The organism is Candidatus Paceibacterota bacterium (assembly GCA_035438625.1).
Taxonomy (GTDB): Bacteria; Patescibacteriota; Minisyncoccia; order Phycocordibacterales; family DAORIS01; genus DAORIS01.
Genome location: DAORIS010000006.1, coordinates 32,594 through 52,008 on the forward strand (window position 1 = coordinate 32,594; position 19,415 = coordinate 52,008).

Below are 19,415 nucleotides of genomic sequence, written 5' to 3' on the forward strand. Positions count from 1 at the left end.
TCCTGAAGGCGGCTTTCTTATATACTGTTGACCGCAGGGACATACTTGACATATTGTGTATATTATGATATAATATACACAGATGGTTGGCACTGTGTCAGCCGGTCCCTTACATGCTCTATATGGGCACAAACCGGAGTTCTATATGAATCCTGCAAAGTTTTGGCAAGTCGTATCTCGGCACAAGTGGATCCCTACCGTTATTCTTTGGGAATCATTTGATTTAGAAAGATGGGACCCATCAATCATGGGATATGCATTTCTCCCTGACACCATTGAAAGGGAGTATGAGTGCATTGCTTTTCGTCCTTGGCACACACTTGAACTCACGAGTATAGACTCAGGAGTGGAAGTGAAAGTGGGAAGCGAAAGCGCGGGGGAAAAAGTTCGACACGTGGTGTTTTATCACCTACACGGTGAGTTTGAGTTTACTCGCCACACACTGATTGGTGACGGATCAGTAGAGGAAACACTGTTGTCTATTGATTCGCGGGCTGTGATTGACGCTGTGGTCCGTATTAGTACGGTCAGCGTCAATGCTAAGCCTGATTTCTCAAACGCAAAAACAAGTAAGGGGATTGTTGATGCGTTAGTCGCCAATTTCGAGAACAACGTGAAAGAGCGATACGAGATCTTTCGGCCAAGCCACACTTCTGGACACGAGGTTACAGAGTGAGGTTTCTCTACAGTCACTTGGGCCTGGAACATAGTTCCAGGCCTTTTTCTTTTCATAAAAATACGTTGATTGAGAGTCGATCATGCGCAGTAAGAACACTTTCAGCGGAGTACCAAGAAACAAAGGTATTGCATTCAAATTTGCTTTTTCTTTGTTTAGGCATAGGCTACCAAATAGGTTAGATCATTAACTTCTACTGGAGGCATCATGTTAGAGACGGAACCTACTGAAGTTACTCCTCGTACTGAGAGGGTGGTACTTTGTGAAAACGAATCACGAGCAATTCTGATTGTGGGAGCAATTGCGTTTGTGATTGCTTGTGTTGGTGGACTGACCATTGCTGCTTGTCTTAGTGTCTTGGTGGATCTGATCACACTGCACCATATTGGCTGGATTGTTGTAGTAGCAAGCACAATTGGTACAGCTTTGTTTTTCATCCACCTGTTTGAAATCAAGTATGTTTTTCCTGAATGTTGTAGAAAGACAGCACTGTGGACGTTATCTGTATGTGCTGTGGTCACTGCAATTCCTTGCGGGTGTGCATACCTCATTCCAGGACCCGATATTGCAATGTGGGGACTAGCATGTATTTTTACTGGTCTTACCTCGCTCATTGTTGGGTGTGAATATTTCGCGCCAGATTGATCAAGCCTTGTACATACCTCATTAGGTTATGTACAAGGCTTTTTTCTTGCATATTTTCTAAGGAAGCATAGGCTGTAGAAAGTACAGAACTTTTAACTCATACTTCAGGGAGGTTTAGATGACTCTTGGTGGAAAAATGTCGTCACAGGCGTTCGATAAGAAAGTGTCTGCGAATCGGCTGATTCAAATTCTGGCCATTTTAATGGCGCTACTCGCGATAGTCATCTTGGTCAATGGTATCGGACTCGCAATAACAATCTGTATTGCTCTTTCGGTCGGTGTCGAACGATTTTCAATGCTCGGATGGATTCTCATGGTTGCAAACTTGATTTCTCCAATTCACCTTGTGTTTTCATGGAAATCAAACTTTGCTAATCCATGGATTGGCTTCTTCATGCATGCCTTGTGTGCAATTGGTGCGGCGGTTAGTTTATGCTGCATGATGGTTGTGTATGGACAAGGCTCCTGGCAGGCGTTTGTAGCAGGAACACTTGTTGTGATAAGTACATTTGGTGCGTTCCTGGTCCTTCGCATCATCTTTGACTAAGGAAACAGACCCTACAAAATACCAAAAGTATTTCGTAGGGTCTTTTATTTTCTTGCATATTTCCATGATCTCTAATTAAATGAAGCTATGACATCACCCAAGACGCTTGGCATTGACTATGGAACAAGGAAGATTGGCCTTGCGCTTTCTGATGACGGTGGAACGTTTGCATTCCCGTATGGAGTGATTCCTCGTATTGGGGGAGAGGCGCATATTGCACGGCTCGTTAAAGATCTAGAGGTAGGGGTACTTGTGATGGGTAAGTCCACAAATCTCTCTGGAGGGGACAATACTATTGTTGAGGAAGCGAAGTTGTTTGCCGATGCTGTAAGTTCACAGACGTCTATCAAAGTAGTTTTTATTGATGAGCGATTTTCATCAATGCAGGCAAATCAGGATCCTGGTCAGAAAAAAGCACGACCACAGACCCGAACACGAAATACTGAAAGGTCTATAGATGATGACGCGCATGCTGCTGCAATTGTTCTTCAGTCATACCTCGATATGCAGAAGGGAAGATAATGTACTAGTATACAAACATGATCAATATTGATGACTTTAAGAAGGTTGAAATGACGGTAGGAAAGATTATCTCTGCCGAGCCAGTACCTGATACAGACAAGCTACTTCGTCTCGTGGTTAACTTTGGCGCTCTTGGAGAGCGACAAGTAGTTTCAGGAATTGCACTAAAGGTTTCTTTAGAGTCTCTTCCTGGAACCAAGGCGGTGTTTGTCACTAACCTTGAGCCAAGGACACTCCGTGGACTTGAAAGCCAAGCAATGATTCTCGCAGCATCACTTGAAACTCCCGCGACAGAGACAATTGAAGCACAATCACTTTTTTCAATCATCGGACCGCTCACTGATATTCCAGAAGGCACACGAGTTGGATAAAAAATTTCCCCGTTTTTAAAACTCACACATACTAGAGTGCGATATACTATATGTGTATGTCGCTCATAGATCGATTTCTTTCTTTGTTTCCGCCACCAAACATGTTGCGTTTGTTGCATAGTGGAATTTCTATTACCGACTCTGGAATCTATGTCCTTACGCTTCGCCCCAAAGGAAAGGGAATGAAGTTACAATCTTACGGAATGTATCCACTCCCAGAAGGAGTGGTAACACTTGGTGTTATTCAATCCCCACAAGAAGTGGCAAAGGCACTCGTTGAAATTAACAAAGACCACGGCATTCGTTTTTGTGCAGCGACTATTCCTGACGAAAAGGCATATATCTTTAAAACTACAGTCAACCGCTCAGGAGAGAGTAGTATTTCAGATGCAGTGGCAGGGAAGATCCAGGAAATGGTGCCGATCAATATGCAAAGTGCCCTCTTTGATTACACAGTTATTGATGCAGCTGCTGATAAGGTTGATGTGGTGGTTCGTGTGGCTCACCAGAAAGTGTCTAGCGCATACTTTGAGGTGTTTAAAACAGCAGGAATACAACCGCTACAATTTAAAGTTGAGTCACAGGCAGTAGCTGACGCAATTCTAGGTGAAGACGATATGCCTCCAAGTATTATTGTGCACGTTGGCGATGTGCGTACTATTTTCGCAATCACGTACAAGCGAGCGGTATACTTTTCAACGACACTTGATTACGGACTTGCAGCATGGGAAGCAAGTATGCAGCGTGAGACCGGACTTTCTCCGGCTGATGTTAAGAAAGCAATACGTGGAACACCTGTTGAAGGTGCAACACACGAGCAAATCATCATATCTCTTGCAAACATGCTTTCAGTGGTGCGCGATGAAGTGCTCCGTATTAAAGAGTATTGGAAGAGTAGAGACGAGCGTGAGATTCCAATTCACTCGGTGATCATCTCAGGAGCACCGGCGGTACTTCCAGGACTTACAAAATACTTGGCTGATTCCCTAGAGCTCCCGGTAAAGCAGGCTAATGTGTGGACGAACGCGTTTTCGGTCGATGAGTATGTTCCAAAGTTGCAGTATGCTGATTCACTTGCATACGCACCAGCTGTTGGGGTCGCACTCCCACAAGCATTACACTGGTAATTTTGTATGTTTAATCTTCTACCAAACGAAATCAAAGCAGCACTGCAGCGAGAGTATCACTATCGCCAGGCGTTCATTTGGAGTGGGGCAATCACAATTGTTATTCTCATCGCGACAGCGCTCCTTGTTCCGGCATATATATTGTCGCTGACTCGTAACCAAACATTAAAAATCGAACGTGAGTCTGTAGAAATTGCATCCCAAAGAAATGCGGGTAGTGCGGCGCAGGTGGTAACAGCTGCTGAGAAGTTATCTACATCACTTACGGGAATTCCTGAATCAAACGTAAGTACGCTGGTCTCTCAGATAATTTCTTCACGACCGGCTGGGATTGTAGTCCTGCGTTTTAGTTTTTCCTCAGCATTAGACGCTCCGATTCGTGCTGAGATTCAAGGTGTAGCAAAAAATCGTGAGGCACTCCGTGGATATGTTCGAACACTTGAGCAACAACCGTCATTTGGTGAGGTGGCAGTTCCAATTGAAAGCTTTACCCGTGAGACAAATATTCCGTTCACACTCACTATTTCTATACGAAACTAGCCATGAATTACTCTTTTAAAAAATATACATTCATTTCATGCGCCGTTACATGTGCTGCAATTCTCCTATATGCAGCGATGTTTTATCACCTCTATACAATTGAGCGGGGAAGTAACAGTTTAGGAGCAGAGGTGGTGGTGCTTAAAAAGGTATCTGACGAACAGATGTCTCTCCGGCAGCTTGAAAGTGAAGTTAAAGATGATGTAGTTGCCCTACAGAATTCGGTAGTCACTTCCGATGGACAAGTAGATGCAATTAACTTTCTCGAATCTGTTGCGCGAGAAGAGGGAACATTTATTGAAATTCTCTCTGTCTCAGAGCGTCCACAAGAGCCATATGCAGCACTGGATTTTAAGTTGGTCTCCGAAGGCTCGTGGAAAGAAGTGATGACGTTTTTAGCAAAGCTTGAATCAATGTCGCTTAAGGCAAGAATACTTCGTGTTGACTTGGAGCGTATTGATAGTGTTCGTATTAACGATCCTGGCGCAGGTTCGTCAGCCGTCACAAGTTCAGGAAGTGGAATACTCTCCGCCGCACCAAAGGAGCAGAAAGTTCGCCAGACTCCAGGGTGGCGTATCGCCGCAGATATTAGTATCCTTAAGGAAATTGGTTCATAGCATATGAATATCTCACTCAATTCAATCTTTAAAAAGAAAAAATCATCGGTCAAACTCTATGACCACGCGCTTCATGTATATCGTGACTGGGCATTTGCTGCTGGATTTGTGTGTATAGCAACAGCAGCGCTTGCAGTACTCCATGCATTCCTTGCATACAAGGTGAATTCAGGTACGCTATTCTCATTTGCCCCGGAAGAGAGAGCAGTGCCCACAACGGTTGATAGAAACCGTCTCTCGCAAGCCATTGAAGACGTGAACGTTCGTGCAAAAAAATATGGAGAGGCTCGAGCTGGATTACTCCCCATCCCAGTTGACCCAGCTATCGGATCGTAACAAAATATCGTAGTATTGGTGCCGGGTGATTTTGTCCTCGTAGCTCAATGGATAGAGCAGGGCTCTTCTAAGGCCTTGATGGGGGTTCGATTCCCTCCGAGGGCACCAAGATAGTAGACTGTATATATGACAGAAGAGAAAAAGCGTGTTGGTGCTGGTTTTGGAGTGATATTAGAAAAAGACGGCAAAGTGCTTCTCGGGTTACGACACCCAGATCCTGACAAAGCGGATTCAGCATTCAGAAGTGCTGGGGAGTGGTGTCTTCCGGGCGGGAAGCTCGAGTGGGGAGAGACATTTGAAGGTGGTGCAATTCGTGAGGTGAAAGAGGAGACAGGAATTACAATTAAAGACCCTCAAGTAATCTCGGTTCACAACTGTAAAAATGATTTTGCACACTTTATGACAGTTGGACTCGTTACGCACACCTGGAGTGGAGAAGCGACAGTAACTGAGCCAGATGAAATTACCGAATGGAAATGGTTTGATCTTAGAGATCTGCCGAGCCCTCGATACTTCCCAAGTTTTCTGGTCATTGAGAATTATCTCCAGGGAAAATTCTATATCAAAGGTCAATAACTGCACTTGTTTGCGGTTATTTCGCCATGGTATAGTGAAATTAAGTAATTCATTAACTATGAAATTACATCTTGTATGAAAGAAATACTAATTTGGTTAAGAAATTCGATACTACACATACTATATAGGTTTGTGTTAAAACCGATTTTCTTTCTCAATGATCCAGAGCTCATGCATGACTCTATGGTAAGGGTGGGGGCGACCTTAGGTAAGTACTCACTTGGCAGGAAACTCACATGGCTTTTTTTGGGATACAAACACAGGAAACTAGAGCAAGACATTTTGGGAATCCATTTCAAAAACCCGATTGGCCTCTCCGCTGGGTTTGATAAGAACGCTGAATTAACCGACGTACTTCCGTATGTCGGTTTTGGTTTTATAGAAGTCGGTTCAATTACCGGGGAGCCGTGTACAGGGAATCCTAAACCTCGACTGTGGAGGTTGCCTAAGTCAAAAAGCTTGGCAGTATACTATGGCTTAAAAAATGATGGGTGTGACGTGATATCAAAGCGTCTAGAGGGGAAGAAGTGCAAGGTTCCACTTGGAGTTAATGTTGCAATGACTAATTCGTTGGAAACAATCGATACTCATACGGCAATAAATGATTATACAAAAGCCTTTAAGGTGATGGAGAAGGTCGCAACATATATCACCGTTAATATTAGTTGCCCTAACACCTGTGGTGGGCAACCATTTGTCACACCACATAAACTTGATTATCTCTTCGACATTCTCGACGAGATCCCAACCAAAAAACCAATTTTTATAAAGCTCTCACCGGACTTAAGTGAATCAGAATTAAATGACCTCCTGGATGTTGTACATAAACACAGAATCCACGGCATCATTTGTACAAACCTTACAAAACAAAAAGAAAACAACCCACTCGTTAAGGACAGTTTTGTACCAGCGGTTGGTGGGCTAAGTGGAAAGCCGGTAGAAGAGCTTTCTAACCGCATGCTTTCGTATATATACAAGAGAGAAGGGAAGCGATATATGCTCATTGGGTTAGGTGGTGTGTTTACTGCAGAGGATGCATACAAAAAAATCAGACTCGGAGCATCCCTTGTGCAACTCATTACCGGTATGATTTTTGAGGGTCCTCAAGTGATATCAGAAATTAACCAAGGACTCGTGAAGTTACTTGATCGAGATGGGTTTAAGAGTGTCGATGAAGCGAGAGGGGTAGACAGCTGTTAATATGTACACATGGGAAAACTTATACTAGCGCGGCACCACGAATCAGAATGGAATAAATTAGGGAAGTGGACAGGTACACGAGACCGTCACCTCACTGAATATGGATTTAAAAAGTCAGAAGACATGGGTCTCTTGATTAAGGACATGTACATAGACTGTGCGTTTGCTTCAATGCAGGTCCGTTCAATTGAAACACTTTCATGTATGTTAAATATCTGTGAGCGATATGAAGTTCCAACTGAACACTCTTCTGCATTAAATGAACGAGATTATGGTGAATACACCGGAAAAGACAAATGGGAAATGGAAAAACTCCTCGGTGAGGAAACATTCAAAGCGCTCAGGCGTGGATGGGACTACCCAATTCCAGGAGGGGAATCACTCAAGGATGTATATGATCGAGCGGTGCCGTTTTTCTTGGAACACGTACTGCCAAAAGTGAAAGAAGGAAAAAATACACTTGTGGTTGCCCATGGAAACTCACTCCGCTCAATCGTTAAGTATATTGAGAATGTATCAGATGAGGGAATTGCAGACGTAGAGGTTCCGTTTGGTTCTATCATTGTCTATGACGTGGACACTGACGGACACATGGTCACCAAAGAAATTAGAAGCACATCATCAGACGTACCAGCATGAAGACATCACGCGCACAAATACTCGCAACCATTGGCCCACACTCTGGAGAACGAGAAATCTTACGATCAATGATTGAGCATCAGATGGATGTTGCCCGACTTAATTTTTCATGGGGAAGTCTAGAAGAACGACTACAGCAAATTCAGATAATTAGAGAAGTTGGAAAGGAAGTTGGTAGAAACATTCCAATCGTCATCGACCTTCCGGGCCCTCGCGTACAGGAAGAAGCGGGTCATACATATAATCACACTGCAATTTCATCACTTACGGAGCACGATAAGGGGTTTATTCAGTTTGGAGCTGACCAGGGTGTTGAGTACATCGCACTTTCGTTTGTGGGAAATGCACACGATGTTGAGGTGTGCAGAAAAGAAATACAGGTTCACGGTGGTAACCAACGCATTATTTCAAAGATTGAACGCAGTGTGGCGATTGAATTTATTGATGAAATTATTGCTGCCTCAGACGCAATCATGGTTGCACGAGGAGATATGGGAAATGAAGTTCCAATTGAGCAAATTCCGTTTGTGCAAGACATGATTATCAAAAAATGTAAGGCGGCAGGAAAACCCGTCATCACCGCTACTCAAATGCTTATCTCAATGGTGGACAATCCTGTCCCAACACGTGCAGAGGTCAGTGATGTTGCGCAAGCAATTCTCGAGGGCTCGGACGTTGTGATGCTTTCTGATGAAACCGCAAAAGGAGCGTACCCAGTTGAAGCGGTAACTGTTATGGAAAAGATCGTACTTGAGGCAGAAAAACACATGCGTGGAGCCCCACATATTAATCCGTTATAAAATTTTATGAGAAAAATAGTGCGTTATTTCGATAGATTAGAAGATGAGGTACGAGCGCTATTAAGTAGGCATTTACTGACGTACTCACTGATTGGTGGGGTAGGTGTTGTGCTCTTCTGGAGAGGTGTGTGGGAAACATCAGACATGCTCATGCGTTCACATGTTGTTTTTGCATGGCTATTTTATCCGCCAATCCAGGTTGTTTTATCAATTGTTATGTTGATGCTCACGGGTTTGTTTGTTTCTGTATTTATTGGAGACAGGATCATCATTTCTGGTATTAGACACGAGAAGAAGCTTGAAGAGAACACAAAGGACCTAGTTAAAGAAGAAGTGGTGACACTCCACCATGTCAGAGAAGAGATTCGTGCTCTACGAAAAGATTTAGAGGTGATGCACACACATAAGAAAGAATAATATTTTTTGGTATACTGCCAATAATGAATACTATCGAAACTACGAAACTACCACCGAGTGTGAAAGTGACATTGAAGACTCGTCTTCCGCAGGAAGCATATGATAAGAATGCCAATATCTATAAGGTACTTGCTAACCCAAAGCGTTTAGAAATTCTAAATCTACTTAAGGGAGGGGAGATGGGGGTAGAGTTGATGTTGAAGATAACAGGACTTTCAAAAGCAAACCTATCTCAACACCTAGCACTCATGAGACATAGTGGTCTTGTGCAGACCAGAAGACAAGGGCAGAATATCTTTTATCGAATTATTGATCCTCGAATAGTTGAGCCGTGTAAGATTTTGCACGACCTTCGCACAAAACGTTTGGTGATGTAATTATAGGGAGGTCTTGCTCCCGATCTTTTGATCAATATCTACTGCGTATTTTTCTGGTACCACATATAATTTCCACTCAACTCCTTTTGGGGACTCGTGTTTGCCTGGGTGCGTACTCCCAGGCGTATCAATTCGAACACTTGGACCATTTGCAAAAAGGCTAAAATTTTCACGATCAGTGACATCTTTAATTTCATCGATGTCGCTAATGGCAATGAGTCTAAATCCAGGAGGAATTACTGGTTGACTGAGTGGATGTTCGTGTAACGGTACAATTGTCCCCCAGCCGCGCATTTGCTCAGCTCTCAATCGAGAGTCATGCACAAGGGTTGCATGGGGTGGCTGCATATCTATGTGTATAGCACAGTATGGGTAAAAAAAAGACTAGAGAGAATTGATCTCACTAGCCAGTGTGCAGTAGTCTTCGAGTAGATATGGGGAAGTACGGATACCTATTTGTGAACATGATTCACGAAATCGGTTACGTACAGCCTGAAACCTTTCCTTGTCGACTACGAGTTGTTGGGGAAGTTCCTTTTCTTGCACCACAAATGGTGTAAGTTTAGGGCGTAATTCAAGAGCCCAGTCCGTCAGTCTTCGTAGTTCGAGGACTAAATTAGTGTGCCCTTTAATCTTTTCAAGAAACGTCTTTCGCTCGCTACGCGACAGAGGATCTGGAACCATATTTCTCCCGCTGAAGGTTCATTTCGTCACGTACATTCTCAGCCCATCGCTGGATGTCGTACCTTTCGTATCCTACCACACTTTTCCACGATGTGTCAAGAGAGGCATTTTGGTATGAAATTAGGAGGGTTTTTAAGGTATCGATCAATTTGTTATGTTGTTTTTTTCTAAACTGATCAGCTGTTGTAATTTCACCTAGAGCCTTTTGTTTTTTCTCGGGGTCAAAACCTGGTGACTGAGGCCCAGATCTAGCGTGTAGACTTGATCGGTCATACGCGTCTACCGAATTGACGTAACTAATGAGGTTACTCGTTAGTTCTTTTGTAAGGGAGGTGATACGCAACTTCATACTATCGACTTTGTTTTTTATTACCTGTGAGAGTATTTCTTCTCCCTGGTCTTCAATTTCTTCCGCGTATTTATGTTTGAGCTCATCTTCAAATGCTGCTCCGTTTTTAATAAGTAACTGATATACATCGAAGCTTTCTTTTCGTTCCTTTTGTAATTTTTGTTCCTCGGCCTGTTCTATATCAAACTGAGTCTCAAGTTCACGTTTTTCGCTCTGAAGAAATTCTTTCATGTACTTATTATAGTAATAAAAACCCCCGCTTGCTATGGAGCGGGGGTGTGACGAGTCTATTTAGTTGTCGAACAAGTATGCGAGACCTTCTTTCGTTGATCTGTTCCGGGGTCTTGGTTTTGAAGTTTTGGTGGACCTGGGTTTGCGGAGTGGTGCAGACCTTCTGTGCCACTCTTCCACATTTTTTCCTACCATTGCTCGGATTTGGTTGTACATGTCTCGCAGCCGAGCATGCGGGTCTTTTTTATTCGAAGATGAAAGGATTATCGGATTAAACTGAATGAAGTACACTCTGTCCCTTTTCTCATACCTAAGACTAAACAGTTGTCTGAGGTTTGTATTTGAATAAATGCAGATTCCTGTGTCCTGACCCTCCAGAATTTCAATTTCCACCACTCTCTTTTTTAAAGTCGGTGATTTCTCAAACTCTCTGAATTTTTGTATTGCCGAAAGCGCACTTGCGTCTCCGGACCTTGAACTGATGATGCAAGGGAAGTATGTATCTTCAAGTGGTGCATTGCTCGCTAGACTCATTTCGAACTCCTTTTAAAAGAACTTCTTCCAGTTAGCACAGTGCCTTCTGGGTTCTGGAAACATTGCATGCGTCCAGGACCCAAAAGAAAACACCCCGACGTGCGGGGTGTTTTCTGAGGAGGTGTATAGGTTTCTATACTCCGAGCATACTCCGCACACCCGCACAAATAGCTGCTGTCCAAAAGAGGAAAGCCGAAAGGGTCACGGGTAGAATGCGATAAATGTTCATAAATGTAACAATATAGCAGGCTCGTCAAGGCGGCAAGTCAGTAATCCCCAGATATTTGACTTTACCTGTAAATATGATATAATATATTCCAAGTGTTCGTTGTATTTACGTATTTACCGTCACTCTAAACAAGGAGGCTGTATGGCTTCAAACTCACGCAGCTGGTCACCAAGTGCAACTTGGTTGTTGTTTGGTTTAGTGGTCATTATGACCATACTGTCCATTTTGCAGAAAGTGGCATTTCACAAGTGAGTTCCTATCAATGTCCCTATCCCAGAGTACTTGGAGTAGGGACATTTTTTAATACAATTGTGAAAATAAAAACCTGGCAAAAGCCAGGTTTTTATAAAGTGTGAGCCATCATTTCATACTCACAAGTGCAAGTATGTAGATAAATATAACCTAGTACTTTTTTGCTATGACATCGACAAAGAAATTAGGAGAATTGGGATGAAAAGATGATTAAGATAAGGAAGTATTGAGTTTGCCGTGGCTCTATTGACAAATATCATATTTGGGTGTATAATCTTATACAGTTAGAACTTTGAAATAACTTGTGAATTTGCCATAGCGTAGAGTGGCTCTAGTAAGGGTTATTGTGAGCTGCGGCAAAGCCGTGTGGTGAGCTCGTCCTACTGGACAACAGCATAATCCAAGTCGCAACGTCGTTCGAAAGAACACTGTTGCAAACAAGAAAGGAATCAACTATGAGCGACCTTACGCTCGATGTTGGCCAAGCGTGTGAAGTGAAGGAAGCGTTCCGTCGTGGTAAGTGGTCAAACGCAGACGTTAAGCGTTTCAGTCAGTCTGATCCAGACCGAATGCGTCTCTTCCGAGAAGTTATGTTGGGTCGTGCAGTTATCAATATCAACGTCATGAGGCACGTCATCGATTGCGACACCAACCCATATTTGCCGAATGGTTGGACGGTGAAAGAACACCGCAAAGGTGGACAGATGGAGTGGGATTCCTTAAAGGTCGCACTTCACCTCTCTCCAAACCAGATGGGCAACAAGAGGGTCAAAGGGAACAAGCTCCGCAAAGAGCTGGCGAATATACCCGTCATGAACGCCAACGTTCTCGACTATCTGCTCGCTCATACCGAACTCATCTCGGAAGAATGGAAGGGTAAAGTCGTGTTCTTCTGGGGAACCATCTACCGCGACTCCGGTGGCAACCTCTGCGTGCGTTACCTCTGCTGGCGCCACGACAGGTGGGACTGGTGCGACCACTGGCTCGGCAATGACTGGCGCAGTGGCCACCCTGCGGCAGTCTCACAAGTTAGTACTTAGGACTATGTCACTTTGGTCTTTCAGACCCTTTGAACTTAGTCCTTCGTCGAAATTTCTCGACAACCGCTATCCAGAACAGCGTTCAACTGGAACCCCGAGCATTTCGCACGGGGTTTTCTTTTGATACAGTGTAAGACGGCAGTAGGTGAATATGTGGGAGATTACGATTTCCTGCTACCGACCCCAGTATCCATATACCGAGAATATTCGCAATTACGGTTTCGAGTAGAGTGGTATATGCAGAAACTTCAAACAAAAAAGAAGATACTTGGTACAGAGTACTAGGACATTATGATGTCGAATACGATTCAACCCCAAGAGTATTTAAGGGGTGGTGACAAAGATGGTACTCTGTACACAACCGCGACTCCGATGGCAACCTCTACGTACGTTACCTCTACTGGAACGACGACGGGTGGAACTGGAGCAACAAATCATTGATCTTATAAACGCAATGCCAGCTCGTAAAGAGCGTCTTTTTGAATTACATGAAACTTGCGGGATAGATATAAGTCGATTGAAATCTAGAGTAGAGGAATTAAGTACGACTGAAAGGAGGGCTCGCGAGGAACTCGAAGAGGTACGCAAGCAAATTTCTCAAACAGTCATATCTCAAGGATATGTTGAAAGCCTTAACCTATTTTCAGAGAAGTACAAGGCTGCCTTGGAAAAGAGTTTCGATGATCGTGACACACTTCACCACACTACTCCATGAGCTTATTGAAGAAATAGTTATCTATTCTCGACCCATTAAGAAGGGCGATATTATTGCGGGACGTCAAAAGGAGGGTCAACAAATACCACATCGTCTACATATCAAACTAAAGCTGCCACAAGATATTCTTCGACAAATAAAAACTTTTCTTCCTAGAGATATCGATTTCAATTCGGGGTATGAAATGATCCGAGGTGCGGGATGAGGGACTTGAACCCCCGACCTTTTCAGTGTAAATGAATTGCTCTACCAACTGAGCTAATCCCGCATACGGGTATCCTATAGTATTTTTAGGTTCTGGGCAATGTCATTGGCTCAATAAGTTGCTTTTAGGCCCGATTGATGCGAGAAAGAAGGATACATGAAGAATACTAAGCTCAAGGTTATAGCTGAAAGTCCTGATTTCCTGGTTATTGATAAACCAGCAGGAATTATGGTCCATGGTGACGGACGATCAACTGATACCACTATCGCAGACCTGGTGACTGAACAGTACCCAGAGATTGTTGGGGTGGGTGAGTCTATTGAAGTAAAAGAAGGACCGGCAATTATTCGTCCAGGGATTGTACATCGACTTGATAAAGACACATCAGGTGTACTTTTGATTGCCAGAACAACAAAGTCATTCCAGCACTTCAAGGAGATGTTTAAGGATCGAGATATGGGTAAAGAGTACGTGGCATATGTCCATGGCCATATAAAAGAAGATGAGGTGACAATTGACCGACCGATCGCACGAAGTCGAGGAGACTTCCGACAGTGGTCTGCAGCCCGTGGTTCACGCGGAGGCGAGAGAGAAGCAGTAACACACATCAAAGTACTCAATCGTGGATTTGATGCAGAACTCATTAATAAAGGAGGAAAGAGGATTGAGCGTTTGAGAGCGTGGGATGCAGCAAAAGTTAGCTTGATTAGTGTTGAACCTGAAACTGGACGAACACACCAGATCCGTGTGCACTGTAAGGTGGTTAATCATCCAGTGATTCACGATACGTTGTACGCTCCACGACGTCTTTCACTTCTTGGTTTTACACGTTTGGCACTACACGCACGTAAGTTGTCATTTAAAGATACTAAAGGAAAAGAGTGGGTAGTCGAGTCACCACTACCTGAAGATTTCAAGAATGCAGAAAAGCAGTTCAAGGGGGTAGAAGAGGCAGAAGTTGATAAAATCTAGCCTACATGGTACAGTGTCGCTCTATATATGAAGACAGCAGCAAAGATTTCACCGGTCAATATTAAGGCTCGCCAAGAGCTCGATATTCGTGCTGGAGACACCGTTAAGGTGCATCAAAAAATTAAAGAAGGAGATAAGAGCCGAATCCAGATTTTCGAAGGTCTTGTACTTGCACGAAAGCATGGAGCTGAGGCAGGAGGAACATTTACAGTCCGAAAGGTTGCAAGTGGAGTAGGAGTAGAAAGAATTTTCCCACTATTCGCTCCTAGTATTGAAAAGGTAGAAGTTACAAAGCGATCAAAGGTTCGTCGCGCAAAGCTCTATCACATTCGTGAAAAGGCAACAAAGGAAGTTAGCCGACAGCTCCGCCGTGAAGTAACTGCTCCTGAGACAAAGTCTCTCGCCCACGAAGGGGTTCCTGCAGAAGAAAAATCAGCAGAATAATCTACTCTCTCAAGTTAGAAAAAAGCACCCATTGGGTGCTTTTTTCTTTGACAATATTTTTGATAAGCATAGGATGCTGTAAGTTCGTACAAAGGAAAAAATATGGATCTGTTGCAAAAACAGATAACTGCTCAATATCTATTTAAGAACGGTTGGTTTGAATATAGGGAAGAGGGTGGTAGGTGGTTTGAGGTAGTGTTTGCTGCTAAAGCGTTACAGATTGATAGGCAAGAAGCAGCAGCACTCATTGTTGCTGCACGTCCGTTTCACGAGAGAGAAGTGTGGGTAACCAGTATACCTAAGCTCAGTGATTTGCGAGAGAAAGAGTTGATGTATGAGTATGCAAAGGTCTGTTGTCGGCAGATACGAATAGAGGATTTTACTGAGACTGATCCAGACGATGAATTGCGTGTTCCCAGGAGCTCTACAATAGGAGAAATTATTCGTTGTTGGGTGAAAAATGTGCATCCTGATAACAATGCACAAAGGGCACATGTGGCCGAGTTTTTCACTGAACTTCTTGAAGACGTGTTGCGTGATGAGTTAGTAGACATCAAAACGGAGTATGCAAAGGATGTTAACTATTCCAACGCTGTTGTGGTTGTGGAGGAGGCGGAAGGTGATTCTCAGATGGATTTCTTTGAAGATAAGTAAAGGCATTAGGTGTCTTTTGGGACACAACAGTGTCTGTGTTTGTAGAGAATGTTCATCGGGTCCGCACTAAGCGCGAGGTACACACCTTGCGCTTTTTTTTGACTTTGGGCGGGATTTGATTATGATTAGGCACGCGATACATAGCAAAGGCGTGATCGATATGCGCAGGTGGCGAAATTGGTAGACGCACTACCTTGAGGTGGTAGCGCCCGCAAGGGTATGGAGGTTCGAGTCCTCTTCTGCGCACATATGAAAAGACCGGCAGATGCCGGTCTTTTGTTATTTCGAAGCTCTAATGATTCCTCTGTAAAGTGTTTCTGGACGTAATACTTCTCTAATAAGATTTACCGCGTCTTCGTGTGTCACTGCTTCTGCTTCTCGAAGGTTTTCAGCGAGAGTAATTGGGTGGTCAAAATACTCGATGTCACTGAAGGCGTCGTTTGCAATGCTTCCTGAATTAAACTCTGCTGCTTTAATTCGGTCGATTCTTAACCTCTTCTCTTTCTCAAAGATATTTGCGTATGCACCGGTAAGTATTTTATCTATTTCATTTCGTACTGCAGTTTCTGCTTCGGCAATCTTATCGTCTCCAAGGTCAATGTAGATTGAGTGCTCGGTGATGTCTTTGTTAATTGAGATGTCAGCAGAAAGTCCGTACAGTAGTCCACGTTTTTCGCGGAGTTCAGTAAAAAGGATTTCGTGAAGAAATGCTCGAGTGATGTTTCCAACAGCAAGTGTATGGTGGTTTGTCGGAAGAATACGAGAATAATAAATTGTTGCTTGTTCTGATGGAATACCAATCTCTCCAGATGTGACCTCGATGTGTTCTTCTTTTGGAGTTGGCCACCCAGTTGGTGGAGTAAGGTCTGGCAGGCGAGCGCCTTCTGGCATGAGATCAATTGTTTGTTTTACAGTTTCGATCTGGCTGTCGGTCACTGCACCAACAAGAACTACACATAAGTTTCCACGGTGGTACTGTGCTTTGTGCCATGAGCGGAGATCTTCGGCTGTAGTTGCTGCGATTGTCTCGGGCCATCCAAGAGGACTATAAAAACGGCCAGCAGGATGGTTTTGATAGATGCTACCGATCTCTCGTCTGAGGTGGTTAATATATTTTTGATTTCGTAGTCGCCCCCATGCTTCTTGGGTGATGATGTTACGTTCACGTTCGATATCAGCGTCAGTGAGTAGTGGGTTAAAACAAATATCTGCCATTCCACGGATTGCTTCGATTGCGTGTTCTGGAAGTGCGCGACACTGGTACATCGTTGAGTTTGAGCTTGTACGTGCGTTGAAACTATCAAGGAGAAAATCTTTTGAGAATTGTTTTACCGCTTCAATATCAGGGAAAGCTTTTGAACCATTAAACGGAAGGTGTTCCAGGAAGTGGGAAAGGCCCTCTTTTCCAGTTGGATCGTCAACTGCTCCTACAAAAAAACCAAATCGAATATGTACACACGGTGCCCAATCTAGTTTATTTGAGTATATCGATACACCTTTATATTCTTCGTGAAGAAATAGGTATGGGTCTTTTGAAGATGCGGGAGTTGGAGTAAATGGTGTATTGGTCATGATTGCCATGGTACCACAGGGTGTTTTGTTGAGGATAGCGGGAGGTTTTTTATAATTTCTTCATAGGTAAATAGTTATTCTTTGGTATGCCGATAATGAATTGTAAAAAGTGTGAAGAGGAGTTTTATGTAAAACCCTCTCATGTAATGAGGGGGCAGGAAAATATTGTTCTACACACTGTCAGTATGAAGGTGCAAGGAAGGGAAAATTTATGCAGTGTCATGTGTGTGGTGTAAGTGTATATAAGAAGCGATATGACTTAAATAAATGTGTTAGTAAAAAATTCTTTTGTACCAAGTCATGTCAGACAAAATGGAGGAATTCAATGTTCATTGGTGAAAAACATGCTAACTGGAAACATGGAAAAACTACCTATCGGTTAATACTGCAGAAAAGCGATAGGTTAAAGAAATGTGTGTTGTGTGGAATAACAGATACTCGTATTTTAGCGGTTCATCATATTGATAAGGATAGATACAACAATAAGGTTCAAAACCTTGCCTGGCTCTGTCATAATTGCCATTACCTTGTCCATCATGATAATGTGGAGCTGCGTAGGTTCCAGGATCAAATGACTGCAACTCGCAACATGGTGCCTATAGTTTAGTGGCAAAACTCGGGTTTGTGGAACCCGTATCGAGAGTTCGATTCTCTCTAGGCACCCAGAAATAAATTTCTTAAATAAATCATTTATCTAGGCAATTAAACTGGTTCAAACTAAAAACTGGCCATATTTGACATATTTAAATATAGATGATATAATGAAATCTAGATTCTTGGAATGTCCAAGATTGTTTCTTAGGTTTCAACTTAAGGTGTTGTGTTATGTCCAATGAACATTTCCAACTCGACGGAGTAAGCGAAATGTCTGAAGAAGCTCGATTGCTTGCTGAAAAAGAGGCAGCAGAACTTGCCAAGCTCAGGGCTATGTCTCCAGAAGAGCATAAAGCTCTGGAGAGAGATTTCTGGAAACAGATTGGTCCAGCCTTTCGTGAGGTTCAGCCCGACATCCAGCTTCCGTACGATGACTGATTGAAGACGTAAAACTGAGAAAGCAACTCAGAAGCTACCTCTTGGGTAGTAAAAAATGCGATCCCCCTACAAAGTAAAACTAGTGGGGGATTTATATTTATAGAACGGGAATATAGATACTTGTATCATTAAGTTTCTCAAATATAGTTCTAACTTCCTCCACGACCTCACCTAAGGTCAAAATAAGAAACGATGGGGGGTAATAAGTATCCTTATTCTGGTATGCTTTGGGTATGGACAATCAAACACCAACTTCAAGCGACGTATCACCTGTTACACCTCCGAGTGTGAATCCTCACATTACACAAAGCTCAGAACCTATGCCTCGTCGACCAAAATTTGTTTTAACTATAATTATTGCCACTGTGTGTGCAAGTATCGCAATTCCGATTACGGGACTCATATTGCTGTTTACAATGGCTTTTAATGATAGCGGAGCTGGTATTGGTTCGGTAATTAAAGTGGTGCTTGCAATCTTTTCAGTTGGGATCTTGCCATATATTGTTGCACTTCTAGTTCCTGCACTATTTATTGATATTAAAATGAGCACTCCAGGACGAGTGGGGAGAAAAATTATTGTTTTTATTGCCCTCGCTATTGTGACATTTTTTGTTGCGGCAATAATTGTCGGATTATTTATGTCTATAGCTAAGGATAAGGGTAATAGTATTGAAGAAGTACATGAGCGCTTTATGCCCAACTTTGATCCCGAAACAGATCGAATATTTACATGTACTAAAGATAAAATTATTGCGCAGGAATTACTTGCAAACAAGCCTAATTTTGGAAACCCAAAAATGTATGACTATGTACTTTCAGAAATTTTTTATACTACACCCGAGCGAGGTAGTTCGGCTGCTGTGATCGCATATGTAGATGATTCAAAGATTATATTTGACACAGGCTGGCGCACACCGTCTTACCAAGAGAATGCAAGGAATAATCAGATACAGGAAGTTGAAAAAATGAAAGAGTGTCGAGATGCTGAAGGTAAGACGGTTCTTGATTATTTCACCGCTCCAGATTTTGGGGTTTCCTCAACAAGTGTGGAAAAAGTTAATGCTACTTCATCTCCTGTTGTACAGTAGAAGGGGATAAGATAGTGAAACTCT

General features: G+C 43.1%; 27 protein-coding genes and 4 tRNA genes. 25 read left to right on the top strand and 6 right to left on the bottom strand.

Annotated features, from left to right (window positions below; genetic code table 11):
- Positions 1–145 precede the first annotated feature (145 nt).
- The 16 genes from PLF31_02910 to PLF31_02985 all read left to right on the top strand — a co-directional run bounded on the left by PLF31_02910 (position 146) and on the right by PLF31_02985 (position 9,390).
- Positions 146–676, top strand: coding sequence for a hypothetical protein (locus PLF31_02910; protein HRH26393.1), 531 nt, complete (start codon positions 146–148; stop codon positions 674–676).
- Positions 677–883: 207 nt separating this feature from the next.
- Positions 884–1,321: a hypothetical protein gene (locus PLF31_02915; protein HRH26394.1), complete on the top strand. Its 438-nt coding sequence runs from the start codon at positions 884–886 to the stop codon at positions 1,319–1,321.
- A 118-nt stretch (positions 1,322–1,439) separates the two neighbouring features.
- Positions 1,440–1,868 carry a hypothetical protein gene (locus PLF31_02920; GenBank protein ID HRH26395.1) on the top strand — a complete coding sequence of 143 codons (429 nt, stop codon included), beginning with the start codon at positions 1,440–1,442 and terminating at the stop codon, positions 1,866–1,868.
- Positions 1,869–1,955: 87 nt separating this feature from the next.
- Entirely contained in the window at positions 1,956–2,390 is a 435-nt protein-coding gene (ruvX, locus tag PLF31_02925) for a Holliday junction resolvase RuvX (GenBank protein HRH26396.1), read from the top strand.
- Between the two features lie 17 nt (positions 2,391–2,407).
- Positions 2,408–2,761 carry a methionine--tRNA ligase gene (locus tag PLF31_02930; protein HRH26397.1) on the top strand — a complete coding sequence of 118 codons (354 nt, stop codon included), beginning with the start codon at positions 2,408–2,410 and terminating at the stop codon, positions 2,759–2,761.
- A 56-nt stretch (positions 2,762–2,817) separates the two neighbouring features.
- A complete protein-coding gene (gene pilM / locus PLF31_02935; GenBank protein HRH26398.1) occupies positions 2,818–3,888 on the top strand; it encodes a pilus assembly protein PilM in 1,071 nt (356 codons plus the stop codon).
- A 6-nt stretch (positions 3,889–3,894) separates the two neighbouring features.
- Positions 3,895–4,428: a hypothetical protein gene (locus PLF31_02940; GenBank protein HRH26399.1), complete on the top strand. Its 534-nt coding sequence runs from the start codon at positions 3,895–3,897 to the stop codon at positions 4,426–4,428.
- Positions 4,429–4,430: 2 nt separating this feature from the next.
- Positions 4,431–5,045, top strand: a complete 615-nt coding sequence (locus tag PLF31_02945; protein ID HRH26400.1) for a hypothetical protein — start codon at positions 4,431–4,433, stop codon at positions 5,043–5,045.
- A gap of 3 nt (positions 5,046–5,048) precedes the next feature.
- Positions 5,049–5,381: a hypothetical protein gene (locus tag PLF31_02950; GenBank protein HRH26401.1), complete on the top strand. Its 333-nt coding sequence runs from the start codon at positions 5,049–5,051 to the stop codon at positions 5,379–5,381.
- A 33-nt stretch (positions 5,382–5,414) separates the two neighbouring features.
- Positions 5,415–5,489: transfer RNA gene (locus PLF31_02955), tRNA-Arg, on the top strand.
- A gap of 18 nt (positions 5,490–5,507) precedes the next feature.
- Positions 5,508–5,957 (top strand): NUDIX domain-containing protein, encoded by a 450-nt coding sequence (locus PLF31_02960; protein ID HRH26402.1) that lies wholly within the window; start codon positions 5,508–5,510, stop codon positions 5,955–5,957.
- Positions 5,958–6,089: 132 nt separating this feature from the next.
- Positions 6,090–7,157, top strand: a complete 1,068-nt coding sequence (locus tag PLF31_02965; protein HRH26403.1) for a quinone-dependent dihydroorotate dehydrogenase — start codon at positions 6,090–6,092, stop codon at positions 7,155–7,157.
- Between the two features lie 9 nt (positions 7,158–7,166).
- Positions 7,167–7,796 carry a 2,3-bisphosphoglycerate-dependent phosphoglycerate mutase gene (locus PLF31_02970; GenBank protein HRH26404.1) on the top strand — a complete coding sequence of 210 codons (630 nt, stop codon included), beginning with the start codon at positions 7,167–7,169 and terminating at the stop codon, positions 7,794–7,796.
- Positions 7,793–8,596, top strand: coding sequence for a pyruvate kinase (locus PLF31_02975; protein HRH26405.1), 804 nt, complete (start codon positions 7,793–7,795; stop codon positions 8,594–8,596). The genes PLF31_02970 and PLF31_02975 overlap by 4 nt, the downstream gene beginning before the upstream one ends.
- Before the next feature lie 6 nt (positions 8,597–8,602).
- The gene (locus PLF31_02980) at positions 8,603–9,013 is read left to right on the top strand and encodes a hypothetical protein (GenBank protein HRH26406.1); all 411 of its coding nucleotides are present in this window, start codon (positions 8,603–8,605) and stop codon (positions 9,011–9,013) included.
- Positions 9,014–9,036: 23 nt separating this feature from the next.
- A complete protein-coding gene (locus PLF31_02985) occupies positions 9,037–9,390 on the top strand; it encodes a metalloregulator ArsR/SmtB family transcription factor (protein ID HRH26407.1) in 354 nt (117 codons plus the stop codon).
- Here the strand turns inward: PLF31_02985 and PLF31_02990 are convergent, their stop codons facing one another.
- From PLF31_02990 to PLF31_03005, 4 genes are read right to left on the bottom strand one after another with little or no spacing between them, the layout of a single operon-like run.
- On the bottom strand, positions 9,391–9,738 hold the full coding sequence (locus PLF31_02990) for a hypothetical protein (protein HRH26408.1): 348 nt from the start codon (positions 9,736–9,738) through the stop codon (positions 9,391–9,393).
- Positions 9,739–9,774: 36 nt separating this feature from the next.
- Positions 9,775–10,074 (bottom strand): hypothetical protein, encoded by a 300-nt coding sequence (locus PLF31_02995; protein ID HRH26409.1) that lies wholly within the window; start codon positions 10,072–10,074, stop codon positions 9,775–9,777.
- Complete coding sequence (locus tag PLF31_03000) at positions 10,049–10,654, bottom strand: hypothetical protein (protein ID HRH26410.1); 606 nt, start codon at positions 10,652–10,654, stop codon at positions 10,049–10,051. Before PLF31_03000 ends, PLF31_02995 begins: the two co-directional genes overlap by 26 nt.
- A 60-nt stretch (positions 10,655–10,714) precedes the next feature.
- Positions 10,715–11,188 carry a hypothetical protein gene (locus tag PLF31_03005; GenBank protein HRH26411.1) on the bottom strand — a complete coding sequence of 158 codons (474 nt, stop codon included), beginning with the start codon at positions 11,186–11,188 and terminating at the stop codon, positions 10,715–10,717.
- A 936-nt stretch (positions 11,189–12,124) separates the two neighbouring features.
- On the opposite strand from PLF31_03005, the gene PLF31_03010 reads away from it, so the two are divergent.
- Together PLF31_03010 and PLF31_03015 are read left to right on the top strand one after the other, a co-directional pair.
- Positions 12,125–12,709: a hypothetical protein gene (locus PLF31_03010; protein ID HRH26412.1), complete on the top strand. Its 585-nt coding sequence runs from the start codon at positions 12,125–12,127 to the stop codon at positions 12,707–12,709.
- A 415-nt stretch (positions 12,710–13,124) separates the two neighbouring features.
- Positions 13,125–13,424, top strand: a complete 300-nt coding sequence (locus PLF31_03015; protein HRH26413.1) for a hypothetical protein — start codon at positions 13,125–13,127, stop codon at positions 13,422–13,424.
- A gap of 195 nt (positions 13,425–13,619) precedes the next feature.
- Here PLF31_03015 and PLF31_03020 read toward each other — a convergent pair.
- Positions 13,620–13,692: transfer RNA gene (locus PLF31_03020), tRNA-Val, on the bottom strand.
- Between the two features lie 93 nt (positions 13,693–13,785).
- Here PLF31_03020 and PLF31_03025 point away from each other — a divergent pair.
- The 4 genes from PLF31_03025 (at position 13,786) to PLF31_03040 (ending at position 15,945) form a co-directional block, all read left to right on the top strand.
- Positions 13,786–14,601 (top strand): RluA family pseudouridine synthase, encoded by an 816-nt coding sequence (locus tag PLF31_03025; GenBank protein HRH26414.1) that lies wholly within the window; start codon positions 13,786–13,788, stop codon positions 14,599–14,601.
- Positions 14,602–14,628: 27 nt separating this feature from the next.
- Positions 14,629–15,045, top strand: a complete 417-nt coding sequence (gene rplS, locus PLF31_03030; GenBank protein ID HRH26415.1) for a 50S ribosomal protein L19 — start codon at positions 14,629–14,631, stop codon at positions 15,043–15,045.
- A 102-nt stretch (positions 15,046–15,147) separates the two neighbouring features.
- Entirely contained in the window at positions 15,148–15,699 is a 552-nt protein-coding gene (locus PLF31_03035; protein HRH26416.1) for a hypothetical protein, read from the top strand.
- A 162-nt stretch (positions 15,700–15,861) separates the two neighbouring features.
- A tRNA-Leu gene (locus PLF31_03040) sits at positions 15,862–15,945 on the top strand.
- Between the two features lie 33 nt (positions 15,946–15,978).
- Here PLF31_03040 and PLF31_03045 read toward each other — a convergent pair.
- Positions 15,979–17,280, bottom strand: coding sequence for a pitrilysin family protein (locus PLF31_03045; protein ID HRH26417.1), 1,302 nt, complete (start codon positions 17,278–17,280; stop codon positions 15,979–15,981).
- Between the two features lie 583 nt (positions 17,281–17,863).
- Here PLF31_03045 and PLF31_03050 point away from each other — a divergent pair.
- The 3 genes from PLF31_03050 to PLF31_03060 all read left to right on the top strand — a co-directional run bounded on the left by PLF31_03050 (position 17,864) and on the right by PLF31_03060 (position 19,391).
- Positions 17,864–17,934: transfer RNA gene (locus PLF31_03050), tRNA-His, on the top strand.
- 162 nt (positions 17,935–18,096) lie between these two features.
- Positions 18,097–18,303 (top strand): hypothetical protein, encoded by a 207-nt coding sequence (locus tag PLF31_03055; GenBank protein HRH26418.1) that lies wholly within the window; start codon positions 18,097–18,099, stop codon positions 18,301–18,303.
- Positions 18,304–18,536: 233 nt separating this feature from the next.
- Positions 18,537–19,391: a hypothetical protein gene (locus PLF31_03060; GenBank protein ID HRH26419.1), complete on the top strand. Its 855-nt coding sequence runs from the start codon at positions 18,537–18,539 to the stop codon at positions 19,389–19,391.
- The last annotated feature ends 24 nt before the right edge of the window (positions 19,392–19,415 follow it).